At 69.0% G+C, this 21,160-nt stretch carries 20 protein-coding genes; 3 read left to right on the top strand and 17 right to left on the bottom strand.

Features of this window, described 5'->3' with window-relative positions; genetic code table 11:
* Positions 1 to 7 precede the first annotated feature (7 nt).
* The 11 genes from aroQ to IM777_RS09210 form a co-directional block, all read right to left on the bottom strand.
* The gene (aroQ, locus tag IM777_RS09260) at positions 8 to 475 is read right to left on the bottom strand and encodes a type II 3-dehydroquinate dehydratase (protein ID WP_071043485.1); all 468 of its coding nucleotides are present in this window, start codon (positions 473 to 475) and stop codon (positions 8 to 10) included.
* On the bottom strand, positions 472 to 1,548 hold the full coding sequence (aroB, locus tag IM777_RS09255) for a 3-dehydroquinate synthase (protein WP_071043484.1): 1,077 nt from the start codon (positions 1,546 to 1,548) through the stop codon (positions 472 to 474). Before aroB ends, aroQ begins: the two co-directional genes overlap by 4 nt.
* On the bottom strand, positions 1,545 to 2,057 hold the full coding sequence (locus IM777_RS09250) for a shikimate kinase (RefSeq protein ID WP_071043483.1): 513 nt from the start codon (positions 2,055 to 2,057) through the stop codon (positions 1,545 to 1,547). Before IM777_RS09250 ends, aroB begins: the two co-directional genes overlap by 4 nt.
* Positions 2,054 to 3,271, bottom strand: a complete 1,218-nt coding sequence (aroC, locus tag IM777_RS09245) for a chorismate synthase (protein WP_071043482.1) — start codon at positions 3,269 to 3,271, stop codon at positions 2,054 to 2,056. The genes IM777_RS09250 and aroC overlap by 4 nt, the downstream gene beginning before the upstream one ends.
* Positions 3,272 to 3,275: 4 nt before the next feature.
* Positions 3,276 to 4,133: a shikimate dehydrogenase gene (locus tag IM777_RS09240; protein ID WP_336510672.1), complete on the bottom strand. Its 858-nt coding sequence runs from the start codon at positions 4,131 to 4,133 to the stop codon at positions 3,276 to 3,278.
* A complete protein-coding gene (gene mltG / locus IM777_RS09235) occupies positions 4,103 to 5,548 on the bottom strand; it encodes an endolytic transglycosylase MltG (RefSeq protein WP_071043481.1) in 1,446 nt (481 codons plus the stop codon). Before mltG ends, IM777_RS09240 begins: the two co-directional genes overlap by 31 nt.
* Positions 5,548 to 6,021: a Holliday junction resolvase RuvX gene (gene ruvX, locus IM777_RS09230; protein ID WP_071043480.1), complete on the bottom strand. Its 474-nt coding sequence runs from the start codon at positions 6,019 to 6,021 to the stop codon at positions 5,548 to 5,550. The genes mltG and ruvX overlap by 1 nt, the downstream gene beginning before the upstream one ends.
* Positions 6,018 to 8,678, bottom strand: coding sequence for an alanine--tRNA ligase (gene alaS, locus IM777_RS09225; protein WP_071043479.1), 2,661 nt, complete (start codon positions 8,676 to 8,678; stop codon positions 6,018 to 6,020). Before alaS ends, ruvX begins: the two co-directional genes overlap by 4 nt.
* A 53-nt stretch (positions 8,679 to 8,731) precedes the next feature.
* Positions 8,732 to 9,007 (bottom strand): ATPase, encoded by a 276-nt coding sequence (locus IM777_RS09220; RefSeq protein ID WP_071043478.1) that lies wholly within the window; start codon positions 9,005 to 9,007, stop codon positions 8,732 to 8,734.
* Between the two features lie 217 nt (positions 9,008 to 9,224).
* The gene (gene rpsD / locus IM777_RS09215) at positions 9,225 to 9,854 is read right to left on the bottom strand and encodes a 30S ribosomal protein S4 (RefSeq protein WP_071043477.1); all 630 of its coding nucleotides are present in this window, start codon (positions 9,852 to 9,854) and stop codon (positions 9,225 to 9,227) included.
* A gap of 175 nt (positions 9,855 to 10,029) precedes the next feature.
* On the bottom strand, positions 10,030 to 11,385 hold the full coding sequence (locus IM777_RS09210) for a replication-associated recombination protein A (protein WP_071043737.1): 1,356 nt from the start codon (positions 11,383 to 11,385) through the stop codon (positions 10,030 to 10,032).
* Between the two features lie 159 nt (positions 11,386 to 11,544).
* Between IM777_RS09210 and IM777_RS09205 the strand changes: the two genes are divergently transcribed.
* The 3 genes from IM777_RS09205 (at position 11,545) to IM777_RS09195 (ending at position 13,913) form a co-directional block, all read left to right on the top strand.
* Positions 11,545 to 11,844, top strand: coding sequence for a dioxygenase (locus IM777_RS09205; RefSeq protein WP_228480742.1), 300 nt, complete (start codon positions 11,545 to 11,547; stop codon positions 11,842 to 11,844).
* Between the two features lie 86 nt (positions 11,845 to 11,930).
* Positions 11,931 to 13,301, top strand: a complete 1,371-nt coding sequence (locus tag IM777_RS09200) for a DUF349 domain-containing protein (protein WP_083336381.1) — start codon at positions 11,931 to 11,933, stop codon at positions 13,299 to 13,301.
* A 57-nt stretch (positions 13,302 to 13,358) separates the two neighbouring features.
* Positions 13,359 to 13,913: a type IV toxin-antitoxin system AbiEi family antitoxin gene (locus tag IM777_RS09195; RefSeq protein WP_071043476.1), complete on the top strand. Its 555-nt coding sequence runs from the start codon at positions 13,359 to 13,361 to the stop codon at positions 13,911 to 13,913.
* Here the strand turns inward: IM777_RS09195 and IM777_RS09190 are convergent.
* The 6 genes from IM777_RS09190 to ruvA form a co-directional block, all read right to left on the bottom strand.
* The gene (locus IM777_RS09190; RefSeq protein ID WP_194383127.1) at positions 13,900 to 16,146 is read right to left on the bottom strand and encodes a RelA/SpoT family protein; all 2,247 of its coding nucleotides are present in this window, start codon (positions 16,144 to 16,146) and stop codon (positions 13,900 to 13,902) included. The genes IM777_RS09195 and IM777_RS09190 overlap by 14 nt on opposite strands.
* Positions 16,147 to 16,198: 52 nt before the next feature.
* Entirely contained in the window at positions 16,199 to 17,191 is a 993-nt protein-coding gene (gene secF, locus IM777_RS09185; protein ID WP_071043474.1) for a protein translocase subunit SecF, read from the bottom strand.
* Positions 17,191 to 18,918, bottom strand: a complete 1,728-nt coding sequence (gene secD, locus IM777_RS09180) for a protein translocase subunit SecD (RefSeq protein ID WP_071043473.1) — start codon at positions 18,916 to 18,918, stop codon at positions 17,191 to 17,193. Before secD ends, secF begins: the two co-directional genes overlap by 1 nt.
* 37 nt (positions 18,919 to 18,955) lie before the next feature.
* The gene (locus IM777_RS09175; RefSeq protein WP_071043472.1) at positions 18,956 to 19,396 is read right to left on the bottom strand and encodes a preprotein translocase subunit YajC; all 441 of its coding nucleotides are present in this window, start codon (positions 19,394 to 19,396) and stop codon (positions 18,956 to 18,958) included.
* A 76-nt stretch (positions 19,397 to 19,472) separates the two neighbouring features.
* Positions 19,473 to 20,513 carry a Holliday junction branch migration DNA helicase RuvB gene (gene ruvB, locus IM777_RS09170; protein WP_071043471.1) on the bottom strand — a complete coding sequence of 347 codons (1,041 nt, stop codon included), beginning with the start codon at positions 20,511 to 20,513 and terminating at the stop codon, positions 19,473 to 19,475.
* Positions 20,506 to 21,126, bottom strand: coding sequence for a Holliday junction branch migration protein RuvA (gene ruvA, locus IM777_RS09165; RefSeq protein ID WP_071043470.1), 621 nt, complete (start codon positions 21,124 to 21,126; stop codon positions 20,506 to 20,508). Before ruvA ends, ruvB begins: the two co-directional genes overlap by 8 nt.
* Positions 21,127 to 21,160 lie beyond the last annotated feature (34 nt).

The raw sequence follows: 21,160 nt of genomic DNA, 5'->3' as shown, positions 1-21,160 counted from the left end.
GCGCCGGTCAGCCGTCCGCCTGGCCGGCGATCACGGCGATCAGGCGGCGCACGGCGGTGGCGTATCCATCCACACCTTCGCCGATCACGTGGATCACGGCGACATCGGCGACATAGGAGTGGTGGCGGAAGGGCTCGCGGGTGCGCACGTCGGAGATGTGCACCTCGGCGACCGGCAGGGCGACGCCGGAGAGCGCGTCGCGCAGGACGATGGAGGTGTGGGTGAGTCCGCCGGGGTTGATGACGATTCCGGCGCAGTCCTCCCGCGCGTCGTGGATGGCGTCGATCAGCACGCCCTCGTGATTGCTCTGCACCGCGCGCACCTCGAAACCCGATTCGGCCGCGGCGTCGGCGGCGAGCCGTTCGGCGTCGGCGAGCGTCGCGGAGCCGTAGATCTCAGGTTCGCGGGTGCCGAGCAGGTTGAGGTTCGGTCCGTTCACGATCAGAAGGCGGCGGGCGCGTCCGGCTGCGCTCATTCGCCGACCTCCTGGTAGGCGGCGAACAGCAGCGACTCGTCCGGCGCCTGCAGCACGGTGGGCTTCGCGATGTCATCCAGCACGATGAAGCGCAGCATCCCGGCGCGGCTCTTCTTGTCCCGCTGCATCGTCGCCAGCAGCTGGCTCCAGGCGCCGGCGCGATAGCTCATGGGCAGACCGAGGGAACCGAGGATGTCGCGGTGACGCTGCACCGCGGCATCCGGGAGTCGCCCGGCCAGACGGGACAGCTCGGCGGCGAACACCATGCCGACCGATATCGCGGCGCCGTGGCGCCACCGGTAGCGCTCGGCGTGCTCGATCGCATGACCGACGGTGTGACCGTAGTTGAGGATCTCGCGCAGTCCAGCTTCGCGCAGATCGCTCGATACGACGCGCGCCTTCATCTCGATCGCCAGTTCGATCGTGCGCCGAAAGGCCGCGCTGCCGGGGTCGACGACCGCCCGGGGGTCTGCCTCGATCAGGTCCAGGATCTCCGGTGCCCAGATGAAGCCCGCCTTGACGACCTCGGCGTACCCTGCGACCCGTTCGTGCTCGGACAGCGACTCCAGTAGATCGAGATCGCACAACACCGCGTGCGGTGGCCAGAAGGCGCCGACGAGATTCTTGCCTTCGGCGGTGTTGACGCCCGTCTTGCCGCCCACGGCCGCATCGACCATGCCGAGCACGGTGGTCGGCACCTGCACGACGGGCACGCCTCGCAGCCAGGTGGCCGCGACGAAGCCCGCGAGATCCGTGACCGCTCCCCCGCCGAACCCCACGACGGCGTCGGTGCGGGTGAAGTCCGCCTGCCCGAGCACCTGCCAGCAGAACGCCGCCACCTCGATCCGCTTGCCCTGTTCGGCGTCGGGGATCTCGGCCAGCAGAACCTCACGATCGCCCATGAGCTGCCCGCGGAGCCGCTCCGCCTGCGCGGCGAGCGTCGGCGGGTGCACGATCAGCACCTTGCGGGCAGCGGAGGGCAGGGTCTCGCCGAGCCGGGACAGCACCCCGCGCCCCACGGTCACGTCGTACCCGGCGTCGCCGGACACGGAGATCGTCGTCACATCGCTCATTCGTTTTCCTCCTCGCGCGCCCATGTCACGATCGCGTCCACGACATGCTGCAACGGCCCGTGCGACGTGTCGAAGGTGCGATCGGCGAGCTGCCGATAGACCGGTTCCCGTTCGCGAAAGATCTGCTCCCAGCGCGCCAGCGCGTCGTCGCCGCCGAGCAGCGGCCGGTCGGTGCCCGCCACGCGCGCCGCGACCACGCGGGGCTCCACCGTCAGCAGCGCGACGCGATGACGTGTGAGGTCGCGCTGCGTGTCGGGGTTCAGCACCGCGCCGCCGCCGAGCGAGACGACGCCGCCGCGCGCAAGTCCGGTGGCGACGGCCTCCCGCTCCCATGCGCGGAACGCGGGCTCGCCGTGCTCCGCGAAGATCGTGTCCATGGGCCCGTGCTCACGGACGACGGCGATGTCGCTGTCGTAGAAGCGTCGTCCGAGAGCCTTCGCCACCCGGCGACCGACGCTCGTCTTGCCGGCGCCCATCGGACCGATGAGCACGAGGGCGCAGCGCGTCATACGTCCAGCAGCGCGCCGTCGCTGACCGCGGTCGTGCGAAGCGTCGCGGGGATCGCCGCGACGAAGGCCTGCAGGTTCCGGCGCGTCTCGGCCACGCTGTCGCCGCCGAACTTCTCCAGAACCGATTCGGCCAGCACGATCGCCACCATCGCCTCCGCGACCACGCCCGCTGCCGGAACCGCGCACACGTCGGAGCGCTGATGGTGAGCCGACGCCGTGTCGCCCGTGCTCACATCCACCGTGCGCAGCGCGCGCGGAACCGTGGCGATGGGCTTCATGCCGGCCCGCACCCGCAGGGCGGTCCCTGTGGACATGCCGCCCTCGGTCCCTCCGGCCCGGTCGCTCGACCGCGTGATGCCGTCATCGGCGACGAAGAGCTCGTCGTGCGCCTGCGAGCCGCGCCGGCGCGTGGTCTCGAACCCGTCGCCGACCTCGACGCCCTTGATGGCCTGGATGCTCATCAGGGCCTGGGCCAGCTTCGCATCGAGCTTCCGGTCCCACTGCACGTGGGAGCCGAGCCCCGGGGGAAGCCCGTAGGCGAGCACCTCCACGATGCCGCCCAGGGTGTCGCCGTCCTTCTTGGCGGCGTCGACTTCCTCGACCATCCGTCGGCTCGTCTCGGCGTCGAAGCACCTCAGCGGATCGGCGTCGAGGGCCTCGACGTCATCGGGTCCGGGCACCGGAGCGTCCTCGGGCACGCGAACGGGGCCGATCGAGAGGGTATGGCTGACGAGCCGGATGCCGAGCTCGGACAGGAACGACCGGGCGACGGCTCCGAGCGCGACGCGTGCGGCGGTCTCGCGGGCGCTCGCCCGCTCCAGGATCGGCCGGGCCTCGTCGAAGCCGTACTTCTGCATGCCGACGAGGTCGGCGTGCCCCGGGCGAGGGCGCGTGAGGGCCGCACCGCGGCCGCGGGAGCGCTCGGTGAGCTCGACCGGTTCGGCGCTCATCACCTCGACCCACTTCGGCCACTCGGTGTTGCCGATCCGGAGCGCGATGGGGGATCCGAGACTGAGCCCGTGCCGCACTCCCGCGGAGATGTTCAGCTCGTCCGCCTCGAATTTCATGCGAGAGCCGCGTCCGTAGCCGAGTTTGCGGCGGGCGAGATCGGTCTGGATCGCATCACGGGAGATGGGGACGCCGGCGGGGAGTCCTTCCATCATCGCGACGAGTTCGGGGCCGTGCGATTCGCCGGCCGTGAGCACGCGGAGCATGCGACTAGTCTCCCACGACCGCGCGCCGCATCGCGGCGACCACGACCGGTTCGTCGGGGAGCACCGCCTCGGGATCGCCGTCGCGGAAGATGCGGACCTGCCGAACCGCCTGGTGCAGCAGCATCCCGCGTCCGGAGTGGGCGGGGAGGTCGGCGTCCTGCCACGCGCGTGCCAGGGCGGTCGGCCACTGACCGTACACGGCGTCGAAGAGCGTGCCTCCGGTCGCGGCCAGGCGCGCTGCCGGCGCCGCATCGACGACGGCGCCGCCGGGCAGCGTCGCCACCGTCAGCGGCACGTCCCCGTCGGGGTCGTCCAGGGGTCCCGGACGCACCCGCACGCCGACGCGATCACCGAGCTCGACCATCGGCGCAACGGATTGCGGTCGCCGTGCGAGCACCTCGACCCGCTCGACGCCGGCATCGCTCAGGGCCACCAGCGCCGACGTCGCAGTCGCCCCCGCGCCGATGATCCGAGCATGATCGACGCCGCCGCACCCGACCTCTGCCAGCGCGGCGACGATTCCGCCGATGTCGGTGTTGAAGCCGACCGGGCCCGACGCCTCGAGCAGATATGTGTTCACCGCACCGGTGAGGCGCGCTCCGCGGTCGACCCGGTCCGCAGCGGCGAACGCCACCTGCTTCAGCGGCATCGTCAGCGACAGTCCTCGCCAGGTCGCGTCCAGCGACGCGACCGCGGCAGCGAATCCGGCGTCATCGACTCGGCATCGGTCGTACTCCCACGCCAGCCCGAGCGCGTCGTAGGCCGCACGGTGCATCTGCGGCGATCGACTGTGCGCGATCGGATCGCCCCATACGGCCAGGCGGTGTGCGGTCAGCACCCCGAGTCCGGGTTCTCGCTGCACCAGGCCCGCCACTGATCAACCGCGGCGAGATGATCGGCGTACGTGTTGGTGAAGACCGTCTCACCGGTGTCCAGATTGACCGTCACGAAGTACAGCCACGGGCCTTCCGCGGGATGCATGGCGGCGTCGATCGCGACGTCGCCGGGGTTGGCGATGGGACCGATCGGCAGCCCGGGGTGGACATAGGTGTTCCACGGGTTGTCGTCGGTCAGCGCCTCCTCCGACGAGCTGACGGTCCCGTCGTCCTCACCGATCCCGTATTGCGCCGTCGAATCCATCTCGAGCCGACCGAAGGTCTCCTGGTTGTCCGGAGCGAGACGGTTCTGAATCACTCGCGACACCTTGTAGAAGTCCTCCTCCTCGCGGGCTTCGCGCTGAATGATCGAGGCGATGGTGAGGATCTCCTCGCGATCGGCCTCGGGCACCCCGGCGGTGTCCAGCGAGGCGACGGTCCGGTCCACCATCGTCTGGATGACCTCGGTCGCCGAGGTGTCGGGGTCGAATGTGTACATCGCCGGAAACAGCCAGCCCTCCAGGCTGTCCGCGGAGACACCGTACTGCGAAGGATCGGCGATGGCCGCCTCGAAGTCCTCCAGCGGGATGCCCGTTCCCTCCGCGAGGAGCGGGAGCGACTGATCCACCGTCAGCCCTTCGGGCAGGAGTGCGGAGTTCTCGAGCTTGTTCTCGGGGTTCTCGAGCGCCTCGAGGGCCGCCTCAGAGGTCATCATCTGCTGCAACTGGTAGACACCCGGATAAAACGTCGGGTTCTGGCCGGTGTCCACGAGCATGTCGTAGAACGCATCGGGTGTCTTCGTCACGCCCGCGTCGTAGAGCGTTTGGGAGATCGGCCCGCCGGTGTCGCCGGTCGAGATCGTGACGAGCGCTTCGCCGGTGGCCATGCCCGGCTCGTAGTCCGCCGGCTCCTGCCACCCCATCACGTCGCGGATCTGCTCTTCGTAGGTCGTCCAGACGTAGTAGCCGGTTCCCGCCAGGCCGCCGAGGAGCACCAGGACGACGCCGAAAGCGATCCATCCTCCGATCCGGCGACGGCGCCTGTTCGGCGGCGGTGGTGTGGATCCGAAGTCTTCCGTGCTCCCCTTGCCCGCGAAGAGATCGTCGAGAGTCTCCCGGGGCGCCGGGGCATTCGTGGGAGCCTGTTTCGGAGGCTCTGCCACCGCCGACGGGGCCTGCGATGGCTGCGGAGTGCCCGACTGCCGGGCTGCCGCCTCGCGAGCGGCACGACGAGAGGTGGGCGGAGGAGACGTCGGTTCCGACGGTGAGTCCGGGGTGGCGCGGGATGGGTCAGGCGCCGTCGCGAGGTCATCCGCGCCCGCCGCGGACTCGCGTCGACGCGGGTCGGGAAGCTTGTCGAACAGGTCCGCGAACGGATCATCGAAAGACGACGACTGTGGCATCAGATGGGCTCCTGCACCGGGGGGACGGGTGAGCCTGGGGGGCGACCGGTGCTCTTCTCGACCTCGAGGGCCTGCTGAAGCAGGACCACCGCGGCGACTTGATCCACTATCGTACGAGACCTTTTCTGCGACCGCCCGGAAAGCCGCAGGGCGGCGTGCGCCGAGACAGTGCTCAACCGCTCGTCGACGAGCCTCACCGGTGGTGCGTCGGCGGCGGCGATGGCCGCGGCGAACTCCCGCGCGTCCACCGTCGAAGCGGTGTCCTCACCGCGCAGGTTCAGGGGCAGACCGACCAGGATCTCCAGGGCCTCGAGCTCGGTCGCGATCTCCCGCACACGGGCGACCGCTCGGTCGTCTCGGGCGACCGTCTCGACCGGAGTCGCGAGCATGCCGTCCGGGTCGCAGCGCGCGACGCCGACGCGTGCACGGCCGACATCGATGCCGAGCCGCACGCCACGCCGGAACGAGGTCATGCGCTGCGCAGCGCCTCGACGACGGACGCGAGCGCGGCTGGGACCACCGCGACGTTCGTGCCGCCCCCCTGCGCGACGTCGTCCCGACCGCCGCCTCCGCCACCGAGGATCGCCGCTGCGCCCTTCGCGAGCGAGCCGGCCTTCGCACCATCCGCTCGCGCGGCGTCGTTGGTGGCGACGACGATCGTCACCCGTTCGCCGACGGTCGCGGCGAGGGCCACCACGGCAGGCGTCGAACCGAGACGGTCTCGAACCTGGAGCGCGAGGGTGCGAACGTCGTCGGCCGAGCCGGCCGAACCGATGGCTTCGGCGACGACACGGAACGCGCCCACCTGCTGCGTCTGCTCGACGAGCGACGGCGCACGGTCGGACAGGGCCTTCGCCTCGAACGCCGCGATCTTCTTCTCCGCCGCCTTCAGGCTCGCCGAGAGTTCGGCGATCCGCGCCGGCAGCTGCTCCCGTGGGGTCTTCAGCGACGTCGACAGCTGCGAGACCAGCGCACGCTCCGCGGCGAGTTGCCGAAAGGCATCCTGCCCGACCAGAGCTTCGACGCGCCGGTTCGAGGCACCGACCGAAGCTTCACCGACCAGGCTGATCAACCCCACCTCGGCGCTGGCGGACACGTGGGTGCCACCACAGAGCTCTCGCGACCAGGGGCCGCCGATGTCGACCATGCGAACGGTGTCACCGTACTTCTCGCCGAAGAGCGCCATCGCCCCGAGCTCCTTCGCCTCATCCAGCGGGAGCACGCGTGTGGTCACCTCGAGGTTGTCGCGCACCGCGTTGTTCGCGATCTCCTCGATCTCGGACTTGGTCGCGTCCGACAGCTGCTGCGCCCACGTGAAGTCGAATCGCATATAGCCCGCCCGGTTCAGCGACCCGGCCTGCGTCGCCGACGAGCCCAGGGTGTCCCGCAGCGCCGCGTGGACCAAGTGCGTGGCCGAGTGGGCCTGACGCGCGGCGCGCCGATTGGCGGCATCGACGACCGTCGTCGCCGCCGAACCCACCCCGACCTCGCCGGTGGCGACCTCGACCGTGTGGCTGATCAGGCCGGGGACCGGCCGCTGCACGTCGATGACGTCGAGCTCGAAGCCGGGGCCGACGATCACCCCCTTGTCGGCGACCTGCCCGCCCGACTCGGCGTACAGCGCCGTCTCGGCGAGGATGACCTCCGCGACCTGGCCCGAAGAGGCCCTGTCGACCGACACACCGTCGACCAGCACACCCAGCACCGTGCTCTCGGTCTCGAGATCGGTGTAGCCGGTGAAGACCGTCTCGCCCTTCGCGCGGAAGTCGCGATAGACACTGTGATCGGCGATCGCGCGCTTGCGGCTCCGGGCGTCGTCCTTCGCACGCTGGCGCTGCTCCTGCATGAGCGTGTCGAAGGCCGAGCGATCCACCTCGAGGCCGGCCTCCTGCGCGATCTCGACGGTCAGATCGATCGGGAACCCGTAGGTGTCGTGCAGCAGGAACGCCTCGGAGCCGGACAGCGTCGTGCCGCCCGCGTGCTTCGTGTTCGAGACCGAGAGGTCGAGGATGGTCGATCCCGACGCGAGGGTGCGCAGGAACGTCTCCTCCTCCGCGAAGGCGTACGCGGACAGCCGTCCGTAGTCGCTCTGCAGCTCGGGGTAGGAGGCCTTCATGGCGTCACGAGACGCCGCGAACAGCTCCGGGAACGTGGCTTCCTCGACGCCGAGCAGACGCATGGCACGGATCGCGCGGCGCATCAGACGCCGGAGGATGTAGCCGCGGCCCTCGTTGGAGGGCGTCACGCCATCCGACAGGAGCATGAGCGAGGAGCGCACGTGGTCGGCGATGACGCGGAACCGCACGTCGTCCTCGTGGTCGGCGCCGTATCTCCGGCCCGAGAGCTCCACCGCCCGGTCGAGCACCGGCCGCACCTGGTCGGTCTCATACATGTTCTCGACACCCTGCTTCAAGAACGCGACACGCTCGAGCCCCATGCCCGTGTCGATGTTCTTCTGCGGCAGGTCGCCGACGATGTCGAAGTCGAGCTTCGAGCGCACGTTCGTGATGGCGTACTGCATGAAGACGAGGTTCCAGATCTCCACGTACCGGTCGTCATCGGTCGCCGGTCCGCCGTCGATGCCGTAGGCGGAACCTCGGTCGAAGAAGATCTCCGAGCACGGTCCGGCCGGCCCCGGCTGACCCGTGCTCCAGTAGTTGCTGTCCTTGCCCAGACGCTGGATGCGGTCGGGCGACACGCCTGCGACCGACCTCCAGAGCGACTCCGCCTCGTCGTCGTCCTCGTAGACGGTGACCCAGAGATCCTTCTCGTCGAAACCGAGACCGCCCTCGCTGTCGCTGCGGGTGAGCAGCTCCCACGCGTAGCCGATCGCGCCTTCCTTGAAGTAATCGCCGAACGACCAGTTGCCGAGCATCTGGAAGAAGGTGCCGTGCCGCGGCGTCTTGCCGACCTCTTCGATGTCATTGGTGCGGATGCACTTCTGCACGTCGGCCGCTCGGGGGTACGGGGCAGGGACGACACCGGTGAGATACGGGATGAACGGCACCATGCCGGCGACGGTGAACAGCAGCGACGGGTCGCTGGTCACGAGCGAGGCCGACGGGACGATCGTGTGGCCGTTGTTCTCGAAGTAGTCGAGATAGCGCTGGGCGATGTCAGCGGTCTTCATGCGGTCCTTCGTGGTGAGACGCCGCGCGGCCGACGACCGGCAGCGTCGGTGTTTCAGTCTGCGTTCTTGTCGGTGACGCGATCCGCCGCCTCCGAAGCGGCGGACCTGGTCGACGCCACGGCCTCGGCCGCGACATCGGCCACGCTCTCGACGATGCCGGTGATGCGGGCTTCCTGTTCTCGGTAGGCGTCACCCATCCGATCGGTGAACTCCCCGATGCGGGAGTCGACCTCGGCGAGCAGCTCATGCCCACGCGGGTCTTTGTTCACCACGTGCGCGGCGACGAATCCCCCCGCAACGCCCAGCAGGAACCACACGACGTTCTTCATGTCACGGTCTCCTTCGGTGTCCAGACACGACTCGCTCCATCGTAGGCGGTCGGCGGGGAGTGCAGGGGACGACGAAGGGCGCCGGGTCTCCCCGACGCCCTTCGAACGAAACGCTCAGCGCGCTGCGTACCTGTACCGCTGACGGCTCCGCCGCTGTACTCCGCAGCGCGCTGCGTACCTGTACTGCTGACGGCTCCGCCGCTGTACTACGCAGCGCTCAGCGCGCTGCGTAGTACTCGACAACGAGCTGGACGTCACAGGTCACGGGCACCTCGGCGCGCTTGGGGCGACGCACGAGCCGGGCCTGGAGCTTGTCGAGCTCGACCTCGAGGTAGCCGGGAACGGGAGGCAGCACCTCGGCGTGACCGCCGAGAGCGGCGACCTGGAACGGCTCCATGCCCTCGCTCTTGGGCTTGACGTGGATGAGCTGGCCCGGCTTCACGCGGAACGACGGGCGGTCGACGGTCTGGCCCTCGACCATGATGTGACGGTGCACGACCATCTGACGGGCCTGCGCGGTGGTGCGGGCGAAGCCGGCGCGCACGACGAGGGCGTCCAGACGCATCTCGAGCAGCTCCACCAGGTTCTCACCGGTCAGGCCGTCCTTGCGGCGGGCCTCGTTGAACGCGATGCGCAGCTGCTTCTCGCGGATGCCGTACTGCTCGCGCAGACGCTGCTTCTCACGCAGGCGAACGGCGTAGTCGCTGTCGGCCTTGCGCTTGTTGCGACCGTGCGGACCGGGACCGTAGGGACGCTTCTCGAGGTAGCGGGCGGCCTTGGGGGTGAGCGCGACGCCGAGCGCGCGCGACAGGCGGACCTTGCGGCGGTCCTGGGACTTCGTAGCCACGAAGACTTCCTTCCGATGACGTGGCCGCGTCTCTCGCGGCTCACGGACGTATCTCCCCCTCCTCGCCCGATCCGGACTGCACGCCGGGACACGCCGGATGGTTGTCGAAGAGGAGAGGGGATGCCCGAAAACGCCGTTTCGAGCCGACCAAGTCTATCAGAGCTCAGACGCCGCCTCAGCGGGTGTCGCCGTCATCGAGGATGCGACGGATCTTCTCGACGCGCGCGCCGATCTCCCGCTCGTTCCCGCGCGCCGTGGGCTCGTAGTAGCGCCGCCCCCTCAGATGGTCGGGAAGATACTGCTGGCGCGCGACCCCCACGTCGAGGTCGTGCGGGTAGACGTATCCCTTGCCGTGGCCGAGTCGCTTGGCCCCGGCGTAGTGCGCGTCCCGCAGGTGGATCGGCACGCCGCCGAAACCTCCCGCCCGCACATCGGCGATCGCCCGGTCGATCGCCAGGTATGCCGCATTCGACTTGGCGGCGGTGGCGAGATACGCCGTCGCCTCCGCCAGCGGGATCCGCCCTTCCGGCATGCCGATGAACTGCACCGCATCGGCGGCGGCGACCGCGATCGGGAGGGCTTGCGGGTCAGCGAGACCGATGTCTTCCGCGGCGGAGATGATCAACCGGCGCGCGATGAACCGCGCATCCTCCCCTGCCTCGATCATGCGCGCGAGGTAGTGCATCGCCGCATCGGCGTCGGAGCCGCGGATCGACTTGATGAACGCACTGATGACGTCGTAGTGCTCATCGCCCTGGCGGTCGTATCGCAGCAGTGCGCGATCCACCGCCGCCGCGACGTGATCCGCGGTGACGGTCGGCACCGGCGGCTCGGCGGAGTCCCCCGCGTCGGCACCGCTCCCGGCCTCATCGCGCTCGGCCTCATCGGTCTCGGTTTCGGCGGGCTCGGGACGAGCCAGCACGGCCGCGGCCTCGAGCGCGGTCAGAGCGCGGCGAGCGTCGCCCGACGCCAGGCGGATGAGCGCGGCGCGCGCTTCGGGGTCGACCGCCACCGTCGCCGCCAGACCACGGGGATCCTCGACCGCCCGGTCGAGGAGGAGTCCGAGGTCGTCGTCGGTCAGCGGACGCAGTGTGAGGAGCAGCGATCGCGACAGCAGCGGCGAGATGACGGAGAACGACGGGTTCTCCGTGGTGGCGGCGATGAGCACCACCCAGCCGTTCTCCACCCCGGGAAGCAGGGCGTCCTGCTGCGCCTTGGTGAAGCGGTGGATCTCGTCGAGGAAGAGGATGGTGGACTGCCCGTACAGGTCGCGCTGGGTCAGGGCGTCCTGCATCACCTCGCGCACATCCTTGACGCCGGCGGTGATGGCGGAGAGCTCGACGAACCGGCGGTTCGATGACCTCGCGATGGCCTGCGCGAGGGTGGTCTTCCCGGTGCCGGGCGGACCCCACAGGATCACCGAGGCCGACCCGGCTGTCGCGGCGTCGGGGTCGGCGAGAGCGACAAGCGGCGACCCCTTGCGCAGCAGATGCCCCTGCCCTGCCACCTCGGCCAGACTCGCCGGACGCATGCGGACCGCGAGCGGGGTCTGCCCCTGGAAAAGCGCCGACGAACTCACGTCCGAAATGCTAGTCGCACCAGCGGACACGGTCGCGTCCTTCGGCCCGATCAGCAGCCCTCGATCGACGCGGATAGGATCGACGCGGCCGGTGGGCCGTGAGGAGGATCGGTGGCGAAGAACGACCGGAAGACCCGCGACATGCGCGAGCGGGCGAGGCTGTACGAGGCCCGCCGCCGCTTCCACGACGAGCGCATCCGGCGGCGCACGCGCGACAACGTGCTGGCGGGGGTCATCGGCGGTGTCGTGCTGGCCGGCGTCATCGCCCTGCAGACGGTGTACTTCACGGCCGGTCCCGGCGTGCCGATCCCGGAGCCCACGGAGACCACGGTCGTTGAGCCGACGGCCACGCCGACGCCGACGACGGAGCCGACCGAGGGTATCTCTCCGAGCCCGACGACGAGCCCGTGACCGACATCGGCGCCGAGCGCCGCTCGTACTAGGCTGTCACCGTCCATCCCCCGCAGACGGCCGCGTGCCGTGATGAGGTGCTATCCGTGACTGCCGCAGCAGACTCCCCCGTCGATCCCCAGACCTCCGAGACGCCGTCGACCGAGCACGAGGGCGACTCCACCGCACCGGCCACCGACCATGGGGTCTCCTCCCCCGAGGGTGCGGCTTCTGCCGCTGATCCCGCTGCGGAGAGCGGGTCGTGGGGTCGCGTCGACGACGACGGCACGGTATCGGTGCGCGAGGGCGACGCGTGGCGAGTGGTGGGCCAGTTCCCCGACGGGTCGCCGGCCGAGGCGCTGGCGTACTTCGAGCGCAAGTACGCGGACCTGGCCGGAGAAGTGACCCTGCTCGAGGTGCGCCATCGTCGCGGCGGAGCATCCGCCTCGGATCTGCGGGCCGCCGCAGCAGGAGTCATGATCAAGGTCGACGGCGCCGCCGCCGTCGGCGACCTCGCCGCGCTCACCTCCCGGCTTCAGGCGCTGGTGACCGAGCTGAGCGCGGCCAGCGCGACGGAGGCCGCCGCCGCCAAGCAGGCCGTCGACGATGCCGTCGCCGAACGCACCGCCATCGTCGAAGAGGCCGAGGCGCTTGCCGCCCGCGATCCCCAGACCGTCCAATGGAAGCAGGCCTCGGCCGAGATGTCGGCGCTGTTCGAGCGCTGGCAGAAGCATCAGCAGGACGGGCCGCGACTGCCCAAGTCCACCGGGCAGCAGCTCTGGAAGCGATTCCGCGACGCACGTTCGACGGTCGACAAGCACCGACGCGAGTTCTATGCGCAGCTCGACGAGGCGCACAAGGGCGTCCGACAGCGCAAGAACCGGCTCGTCGAGCGCGCCGAGGCTCTCGCCCCGCAGGGTGAAGACGGCATCGCTGCGTACCGATCGCTCCTGGACGAGTGGAAGGCGGCGGGACGCGCCGGCAAGAAGGCCGATGACGCGCTGTGGGCGCGCTTCAAGGCGGCCGGCGACGCCCTCTTCCACGCCCGATCGGAGCGCGCCGCCGCCGACGCCGAGGCGTCGAAGGAGAAGATCGAGGCCAAGAAGGAGCTGCTCGCGCAGGCCGCTCCGATCGTCGACGAGAAGGACCTCGCACGGGCCCGGGCATCACTGACGGCGATTCAGCGCCAGTGGGACGACATCGGGCGCATCCACCCGCGGGAGACCGAGCGGGCGCTCGATGACGACCTGCGCAAGATCGAGCAGAGCGTCCGCGCTCGGGAAGACGCCGACTGGAAGCGCAACAACCCCGAGACCAAGGCTCGGGCGAATGACATGACGCGCCAGCTGAACGACGCGATCGCCAAGCTGGAAGAGGATCTCGCCGATGCCGAGGCAGGCGGTGACGCGCGCAGGATCTCGGAGGCACGAGAGGCGCTGGAAGCTCGCCGCGCTTGGTTGCGCGCACTCGGCGGCTGATTCCACAGATTTCGCCGGAGTCGTCACGAGCGGTCGCGTCGCGCACACAATGGCGACGTGACCAACGCCTTCCTCTACTTCGCCGGGCACCGGCTCTCGATCGCGGAGCTGACGGCGGCGCGACTGGATGGCGACGTCGTCGACGTCGGTGACGCCTGGATGCCGTCGGACGCCGTGGAGACGACGGAGATCAGAGCGGGGTCGCTCCGCCTCCTCGCCCCGGATGCGCTCACCGTCAGTCTCGTCTCAGCTGCGTGGGTTCACGGCGCCGTGAACGACCCGCCCGCGAGACTGACGCTGTGCCGCACCGGGAACGCACGCCTGCACCACGTCTTCGATCGACGCATCGTCGTGCACGATCGAGGCGTGGATCGCGTGGACCGGCGGCGCTACGCCGGCGTGTGGGTCACGACCCCCGCGAGAACGCTGGCAGACCTCGCGCGCGCCGACGACGAGCATGTGCGCGGGGTCACCGCCACCCTCGCCCGGCTGCATCCGGATGCGATCCCCGAGGCGCTGCAGTGGTTCGCGGCACGAGGACGGATGCCTCACCGCCGACGGGCGACAGCCCTTCTCGAACGCCTGGCCGAGGCACTGCTCACGACGAGGTGACGCGGTAGACGTCGTAGACGGCGTCGACGCGGCGCACCGCGTTCAGTACGCGATCCAGGTGAACGATGTCGCCCATCTCGAAGACGAACTTGCTGATCGCCAGCCGATCATTCGACGTCGAGACCGAAGCCGACAGGATGTTGACGTGATGCTCGCTGAGCATGCGGGTGATGTCGCTGAGCAGGCCGGAGCGGTCGAGGGCCTCGACCTGGATCTGCACCAGGAAAACGCTCTTGCCGGTCGATCCCCACTCCACGTCGATGAGGCGCTCCGGGTCCTTCATGAGCGCCTTGACGTTCGTGCAGTCGGCGCGGTGCACCGAGACGCCGCTTCCGCGGGTGATGAAACCGACGATGTCGTCTCCCGGCACCGGTGTGCAGCACTTCGCGAGCTTGACCAGGATGTCGGGAGCGCCGCGCACGAGCACCCCGGACTCGCCGGCACGGGGCTGCCTCGACCGTCCCACGATCGGGATGTCGATGGGCCCGGTCGCCGTCTCCTCGGCGGCGACGAGGGCCGTCACCTTCTCGATGACCGATTGGGTCGACACGTGCCCCTCGCCGACAGCGGCGTAGAGCGCGGAAACGTCTTCGTAGCGCAGCTGTTGAGCCACCTCCGAGAAGGAGTCCTGGCGCATGAGTCTCTGCAACGGCAGGTTCTGGCGGCGCATCGCCCGCGCGATCGACTCCTTCCCCTGCTCGATCGCCTCTTCGCGGCGCTCCTTCGTGAACCATCCGCGGATCTTGTTGCGAGCACGGGTGCTCTTGACGAAGCCGAGCCAGTCCTGACTGGGGCCCGCGTCGGGGTTCTTGGAGGTGAACACCTCCACGACGTCGCCGCTGGTCAATTCGGTCTCCAGGGGAACCAGGCGCCCGTTGACCTTCGCCCCCATCGTGCGGTGGCCGATCTCCGTGTGCACCGCGTACGCGAAATCGACCGTCGTCGCACCGGCGGGGAGTCCGATCACGCGTCCCTTCGGCGTGAAGACGTAGACCTCCTTCGCGCCGATCTCGAACCGGAGCGAGTCGAGGAACTCACCGGGGTCGGCGGTCTCCGCCTGCCAGTCGGAGATGTGCGCGAGCCAGGCCATGTCGGCGTCGACCGACTTGCCGGTCGCCTTGCCGCCAGCCATCTGCTCCTTGTACTTCCAGTGCGCGGCGACACCGTACTCCGCCTGCTGGTGCATCTCGTGCGTGCGGATCTGGATCTCGACGGTTCGTCCGCCGGGACCGATGACGGTGGTGTGCAGCGACTGATACAGATTGAACTTCGGCGTCGCGATGTAGTCCTTGAACCGGCCCGGGAGAGGTGTCCACCGCGCGTGGATCGCCCCGAGGACGGCGTAGCAGTCGCGCACACTGCCGACGAGCACGCGGATGCCGATCAGATCGTAGATGTCGTCGAACTCCCGCCCGCGGACGACCATCTTCTGGTAGACGGAGTAGAGCTGCTTCGGTCGGCCCATGACCCGCCCGCGGATGCGGAGGTCGCGCAGATCGGAGTCGACCGCATCGATGACGTTCTGGACGTACTCCTCACGCTGCGGCGTGCGCTGCTTGACGAGGCTGTCGATCTCGGCGTAGAGCTTCGGGTGGAGGACGGCGAAGGAGAGATCCTCCAGCTCCGACTTGATGGTCTGGATACCCAGGCGATGCGCCAGCGGAGCGTAGATCTCGAGCGTCTCGGTGGCCTTCTTGGCCGCTTTGTGCGAGGGCACGAATCCCCACGTGCGAGCGTTGTGCAGGCGATCGGCGAGCTTGATCACCAGCACCCGGATGTCCTTGGACATCGCCACGATCATCTTGCGCACCGTCTCGGCCTGAGCGCTCTCGCCGTACTTGACCTTGTCGAGCTTGGTGACTCCGTCGACGAGCATGGAGACTTCGTCGCCGAACTCCGCGTTGAGCGCCTCGAGGCCGTACGCGGTGTCCTCGACGGTGTCGTGCAGAAGCGCCGCCGCGATCGCCTTCGGGCCCAGCCCGAGTTCGGCGAGGATCTGCGCGACCGCGAGCGGATGGGTGATGTAGGCCTCGCCGCTCTGGCGCTTCTGGCCTTCGTGAGCGGCTTCGGCGACGCCGTAGGCCCGCTCGATGACGGTCAGGTCGCTCTTCGGATGATGCGTGCGGACCGTTCGGATGAGCGTCTCGACGTCGTCGCGACGCGCCGCCCGGGAGAAGATTCTGGGCACGAGGCGTCGGAGGGTCGACTGCGCAGGAGGAGCGGCCTCGGTCATCGAGCCTCCTCCCCCGCGCCGGATCCCCTCATCCTACGCCCGCGGCCACGACTCACGCGTCGGCCGGAACGCCCGCGCGCTCGCGTGATTCCCGCACCTTCTCGTCTCGCGCCTTCATGCCCGGTTCGTTCTCGCGGAACAGCGAGTACAGCGGCGCGGCGACGAAGAGGGTCGAATACGCCGCGACGATGATGCCGACGAAGATCGACAGCGAAATGTCGCTCAAGGTCTCGGCGCCGAGCCACGGACCGATGAAGAGGATGGCGCCGACCGGGAGGATGGCCACGACCGTGGTGTTGATCGACCGCACGAGCGTCTGGTTCACCGCGAGGTTCACCGACTCGCCGAAGGTCCGTCCGGAGATCTCCCCGTCCTCGCGGGTGTTCTCACGGATCTTGTCGAAGACGACCGTCGTGTCGTAGAGCGAGTACGCGAGGATCGTGAGGAATCCGATCACCGCCGCCGGCGAGATCTCGAACCCGGCGAGGGAGTAGATGCCGATCGTGATGACGAGCACGTCGACCAGGCCGAGGATCGCGGCCGCCGACATCTTCCAGGTGCGGAAGTACAGCGCGAGGATGAGGAAGGTCAGGGCGAGGAAGATCGCGAGCCCCCAGAGCGACTGACGCGTGACGTCCTGACCCCAGCTCGGCCCGATGAACGAGGTCGTCACCTCCGACTCCGGAACGTCGTAGGCCGTTGCGAGTGCGGTGGCCACCTCGCGTGTCTCGGTGTCCGTCATCTGGTCGGTCTGCACACGCACGGCGCTGTCGCCCACGGTCGTGACCTTCACCGTCGCATCCGGAACCACCGTCTGCACGGCGTCTCCTGCCAACGCCTGGTCGGGCGCGGACAGGCTCGACACCGTGAACTGCGATCCGCCCGTGAACTCGATCGAGAACTGGATGGGGCGGAACAGCGGTACGAGCGCGGAACCGATGACGAGAAGGGCCGCGATGATGAACCACAGCCGGCGACGCCCGACGAACGGGAAGGAGGTCTTGCCGGTGTAGAGGTCGTTTCCGAGCTGACTCATGGAGCGCATCAGTCGTCTCCCTCCTTCGACGTCTTCGCAGCCGGGGCGTCTGCGGCCGCCAGTTCAGCGCGCTTGCGTTCGGCGATCGTCTGTCGCCGTTCGGCCTCGTGGCGGGAGCGCCCGGCGCGCTTGGCCGAGCCGCCCCGACCGCTGGCCGCCACGGGCTCCCGGAACTGCGCACGACCGCGGTAGACCGCGCCGAGCGCTGCGGGGTCCATGCCGGAGAGCGGATGCCCCGAGCCGAAGAACCTCGTGCGGGCGAGCAGCTGCATCACCGGGTGGGTGAACAGGATGAAGATGAGGATGTCGATCGCGGTCGTGAGTCCGAGGGTGAAGGCGAACCCCTTCACGGTGGCATCCGCCAGGACGTACAGGACGACCGCCGCCAGGATGTTGATCGACTTGGAGATGTAGATCGTCCGCTTGGCCCGTGACCACCCGTCTTCCACGGCCGAGGTGATCGTTTTGCCGTCGCGGAGCTCGTCGCGGATGCGCTCGAAGTACACGATGAACGAGTCGGCGGTGAATCCGATCGCGACGATCAGACCGGCGACACCGGCCAGCGACAGCCGGAAACCCATACGCCACGCGAGGATGGCGAGCATGATGTAGGTGAGCACCGCCATGACGCCGAGGCTCGCGATGATGACGAAGCCGAGCGTTCGGTAGACGATCAGCGAATAGACGGCCACGAGCCCGAGACCGATGAGTCCCGCGATGAGACCGGCTTGGAGCTGCTGCGTCCCGAGGGTGGCGGAGATCGTGTCGGAGCTGACGACCTCGAAGCTCAGCGGCAGCGCGCCGTACTTCAGCTGATCGGCGAGCACCTGGGCGCTCTCCTGCGTGAAATCACCGGTGATGCTCGGATTGCCGCCCAGGATGATGGAGTTCATCTGCGGGGCGGTGAGCACGTAACCGTCGAGTACGAAGGCGAACTGATCCAGCGGCGACGTCGCCCCGTACAGACGTTGGCTGATCTCGCCGAAGATCTGCGTGCCCTCGTCATCGAAGTCGAGATTCACGGCCCAGCGGTTGGTGGTCTGCTCCAGGCCGGAGGTCGCGTCGTCGATCGACGAGCCGTCGAGTTCCACCGGTCCCAGGATGTACTTGATCGTGTTGCCCGCGTCGCAGGTGATCAGGGGCTCATCGGCGGGGGCGTTCGCCGGATCGTTGGCGGGGTCGGCGCAGTCGTACGCGAGGAACTCCGCCTGCAGCGCCGGTGTGATCCAGTTGGTGTCGCTGCCGTCGGTGGGCTCGATGCTCGGCGTCGCCTCGAGGGTCGGGTCCGGCGTCGGATAGGGGGTCGCGTTGCCGTCCTCGCCGACGTAGGTGTTGGGCGCCGAGCCTGCGAACAGCACCGCGCGCAGCTGAAGCTGCGCCGAGGCCTCGATGCGCTCACGCGTCTGCTCGTCGGCTTCGCCGGGAATCTGGACGACGATGTTCGTGCCGCCCTCGGTGGTGACGTCGGCCTCACCGACGCCCGACGCATCGACGCGTTGGCGGATGATGGTGACCGCCTGCTGCATCTGCTCGTCGGACGGAGCCACGCCGTCCTCGGTCTGGGCTTCGAGGACGATCTGCGTGCCGCCCTGCAGGTCGAGCGCCAGTTCCGGTGCCCACGAGCTCTGCTGGAAGACGTACACCCCCAGCGCGTTGATGCCGAAGAGGACGCCGGTGATCGCCAGCAGTCCGATGAGTGCGCGCCAGGCGTGCCGGACGGGGGTGGGTGTCGCCACGGAGGATCAGCTTTCTACAGAGCGGGCGGACGCGGACTCAGGCGTCGGGCTTGCTCTTGTCGTCGTTCTCGCGGGCCTCTCGCGCGTCGTCGCTCAGGGACGAGATCTCACCATCGGCGACACCGTCCGCGTACTCCTCCTGTCTGGCCTCCGCCTCGAGGAACTCGTCTTCGGTGACGACGCCCTCGGTCGGGTTCACGACACGCAGGATGGCCTGGCTGTGCACCTTGATCTCCACGCCCGGCGCGATCTCGACCACCGCGGGCTGATCGAGGTTGTCTCCGTCGAACGACACGATCGTGCCGTACAGGCCGCCCTGCATCAGCACCTCGGCGCCCGGGACCGTCTGGCGCGCCTTCTCCTCCTGCTCGAGCTTCTGCTTCTGCATCCGCCGGCGGGAGCTCCAGAACATGAAGACGAGGAGCAGGACCAGGAGGATGATCAGGCCGTAGTTCGAGAAGAAGAGCGCGAAGTCCATGGGCGAGGCGATGCCTTTCGGTCGCGCGCGCGGACGCGCGGATCATCGGGGTGGGATGGGCCGGAGCCTCCAGAGATTATAGGTCATCGAATCTCAGGGCCGCCTCTGCGTGAGGCACGCCGAGGTGGGCGTAGGCCTCGGGCGTGGCGATGCGCCCGCGGGGGGTGCGTCCCATAAACCCGATGCGCACCAGATACGGCTCCACCACGGCCTCGATCGTGTCCGCCTCCTCGCCCACGGTCACGGCGAGCGTGTTGAGCCCCACGGGACCGCCGCGGAATCGGCGCACCAGCGCATCCAGCACCGCACGGTCGAGGCGATCGAGCCCGATCGGATCGACGTCGTACAGCTCGAGCGCCGCATCGACGTCGCGCACCCCCGCCTCGGTTCCGCGGCCGTGGACGATCAGGTAGTCACGCACCCGCCGCAGGAGCCGATTCGCGATGCGCGGTGTGCCGCGCGACCGTCGTGCGATCTCAGCGCGAGCCTGCGGCGGCAGCGCCACTTCGAGTGTTCGCGCGGAGCGCGCCACGACCTCTTCGAGTTCCCCGGCGTCGTAGAACTCCAGATGGGCGGTGAAGCCGAAGCGGTCCCGCAGCGGGTTCGGCAGAAGCCCCGACCGCGTCGTCGCCCCCACCAGCGTGAACGGAGCCAGATCCAGCGGGATGCTCGTCGCGCCGGCGCCCTTGCCGACCATGATGTCGATGCGGAAGTCCTCCATCGCGAGGTACAGCATCTCTTCGGCCGAACGCGCCATCCGATGGATCTCGTCGATGAACAGCACCTCGCCCGGCAGCAGACTCGACAGGAGTGCCGCCAGGTCGCCGGCGTGCTGGATCGCCGGTCCGCTGGAAAGCCGGAGGGCACGGGAGCTCTCGTGAGCGACGATCATCGCGAGGGTGGTCTTTCCGAGCCCGGGCGGTCCGGCCAGGAGGATGTGATCGGCGGGGCGCTGCTGGATGCGGGCGGCCTCGAGGAGCAGCTGGAGCTGACCTCTGACCTTGTGCTGTCCGATGAACTCATCGAGCGAGGACGGACGCAGCGCCCCCTCGATCGCCAGCTCCGAATCATCGGCGATCTGAGCGTCGGCCACGCGCGGGTCGTTCTCGTCATCCATGCGCACGCTCCTTGCGAGCCGGGCCGAGCTCCGCCAGCGCGGCGCGCAGCAGTCCCGCCACGGTCGTCGCCTCCGTCTCCGTTCGCGCCGCCACGGCGGCCGTGGTCTCGGCAGCGAGGCGCTCCGGCCAACCCAGTCCGACGAGCGCTTCCACCACCTGTGCGGGCACATCCAGGCCGGAGTCGCCGCTGCTCGCGCCGACGGCGGGCTTGGAGGGGGCGAGCTTTCCGGCCAGTTGCACGACGATCAGCTTGGCCGTCTTCGGTCCGATCCCCGAGACCCGGCGGAAGGGGGCATCGTCGTCGGCGGTGACGGCGTCGGCGATCTGCGGCACGGTGAGCGTCGACAGCACGCCCAGGGCCGACTTGGGGCCGACGCCGGTGACGCTCAACAGCTGCGAGAAGACGATCAGCTCCTCCCGTTCGGTGAACCCGAACAGTGCGAGCGCATCCTCCCTCACGATGAGCGACGTGTGGAGCCGGAGTTCCTCCCCCACGCGCGCGGCACGCACGACCTGCGACGTGACGGCGACCTGGAACCCGACGCCACCCACCTCGATCACGACGCTGTCGGGTTCGGTGTGGAGCACGCGTCCGCGCAGAGAGGAGATCATGCGTCGAGCCTAGGGTCGGGTTCGGATCTATGTT

The organism is Microbacterium luteum, assembly GCF_015277875.1.
GTDB classification, from domain to species: domain Bacteria; phylum Actinomycetota; class Actinomycetes; order Actinomycetales; family Microbacteriaceae; genus Microbacterium; species Microbacterium luteum.
Note: the sequence above shows the minus strand (reverse complement) of the source record. Positions and strands in the feature narration are given on the sequence as shown.

Bases quoted from the DNA above. Each gene is read 5' to 3' on its own strand.
- aroQ (WP_071043485.1), bottom strand. From the start codon at position 475: ATGAGCGCAGCCGGACGCGCCCGCCGCCTTCTGATCGTGAACGGACCG.
- aroB (WP_071043484.1), bottom strand. From the start codon at position 1,548: ATGAGCGATGTGACGACGATCTCCGTGTCCGGCGACGCCGGGTACGAC.
- IM777_RS09250 (WP_071043483.1), bottom strand. From the start codon at position 2,057: ATGACGCGCTGCGCCCTCGTGCTCATCGGTCCGATGGGCGCCGGCAAG.
- aroC (WP_071043482.1), bottom strand. From the start codon at position 3,271: ATGCTCCGCGTGCTCACGGCCGGCGAATCGCACGGCCCCGAACTCGTC.
- mltG (WP_071043481.1), bottom strand. From the start codon at position 5,548: ATGCCACAGTCGTCGTCTTTCGATGATCCGTTCGCGGACCTGTTCGAC.
- ruvX (WP_071043480.1), bottom strand. From the start codon at position 6,021: ATGACCTCGTTCCGGCGTGGCGTGCGGCTCGGCATCGATGTCGGCCGT.
- alaS (WP_071043479.1), bottom strand. From the start codon at position 8,678: ATGAAGACCGCTGACATCGCCCAGCGCTATCTCGACTACTTCGAGAAC.
- IM777_RS09220 (WP_071043478.1), bottom strand. From the start codon at position 9,007: ATGAAGAACGTCGTGTGGTTCCTGCTGGGCGTTGCGGGGGGATTCGTC.
- IM777_RS09210 (WP_071043737.1), bottom strand. From the start codon at position 11,385: ATGCGTCCGGCGAGTCTGGCCGAGGTGGCAGGGCAGGGGCATCTGCTG.
- IM777_RS09190 (WP_194383127.1), bottom strand. From the start codon at position 16,146: ATGACCGAGGCCGCTCCTCCTGCGCAGTCGACCCTCCGACGCCTCGTG.
- secF (WP_071043474.1), bottom strand. From the start codon at position 17,191: ATGCGCTCCATGAGTCAGCTCGGAAACGACCTCTACACCGGCAAGACC.
- IM777_RS09175 (WP_071043472.1), bottom strand. From the start codon at position 19,396: ATGGACTTCGCGCTCTTCTTCTCGAACTACGGCCTGATCATCCTCCTG.
- ruvB (WP_071043471.1), bottom strand. From the start codon at position 20,513: ATGGATGACGAGAACGACCCGCGCGTGGCCGACGCTCAGATCGCCGAT.
- ruvA (WP_071043470.1), bottom strand. From the start codon at position 21,126: ATGATCTCCTCTCTGCGCGGACGCGTGCTCCACACCGAACCCGACAGC.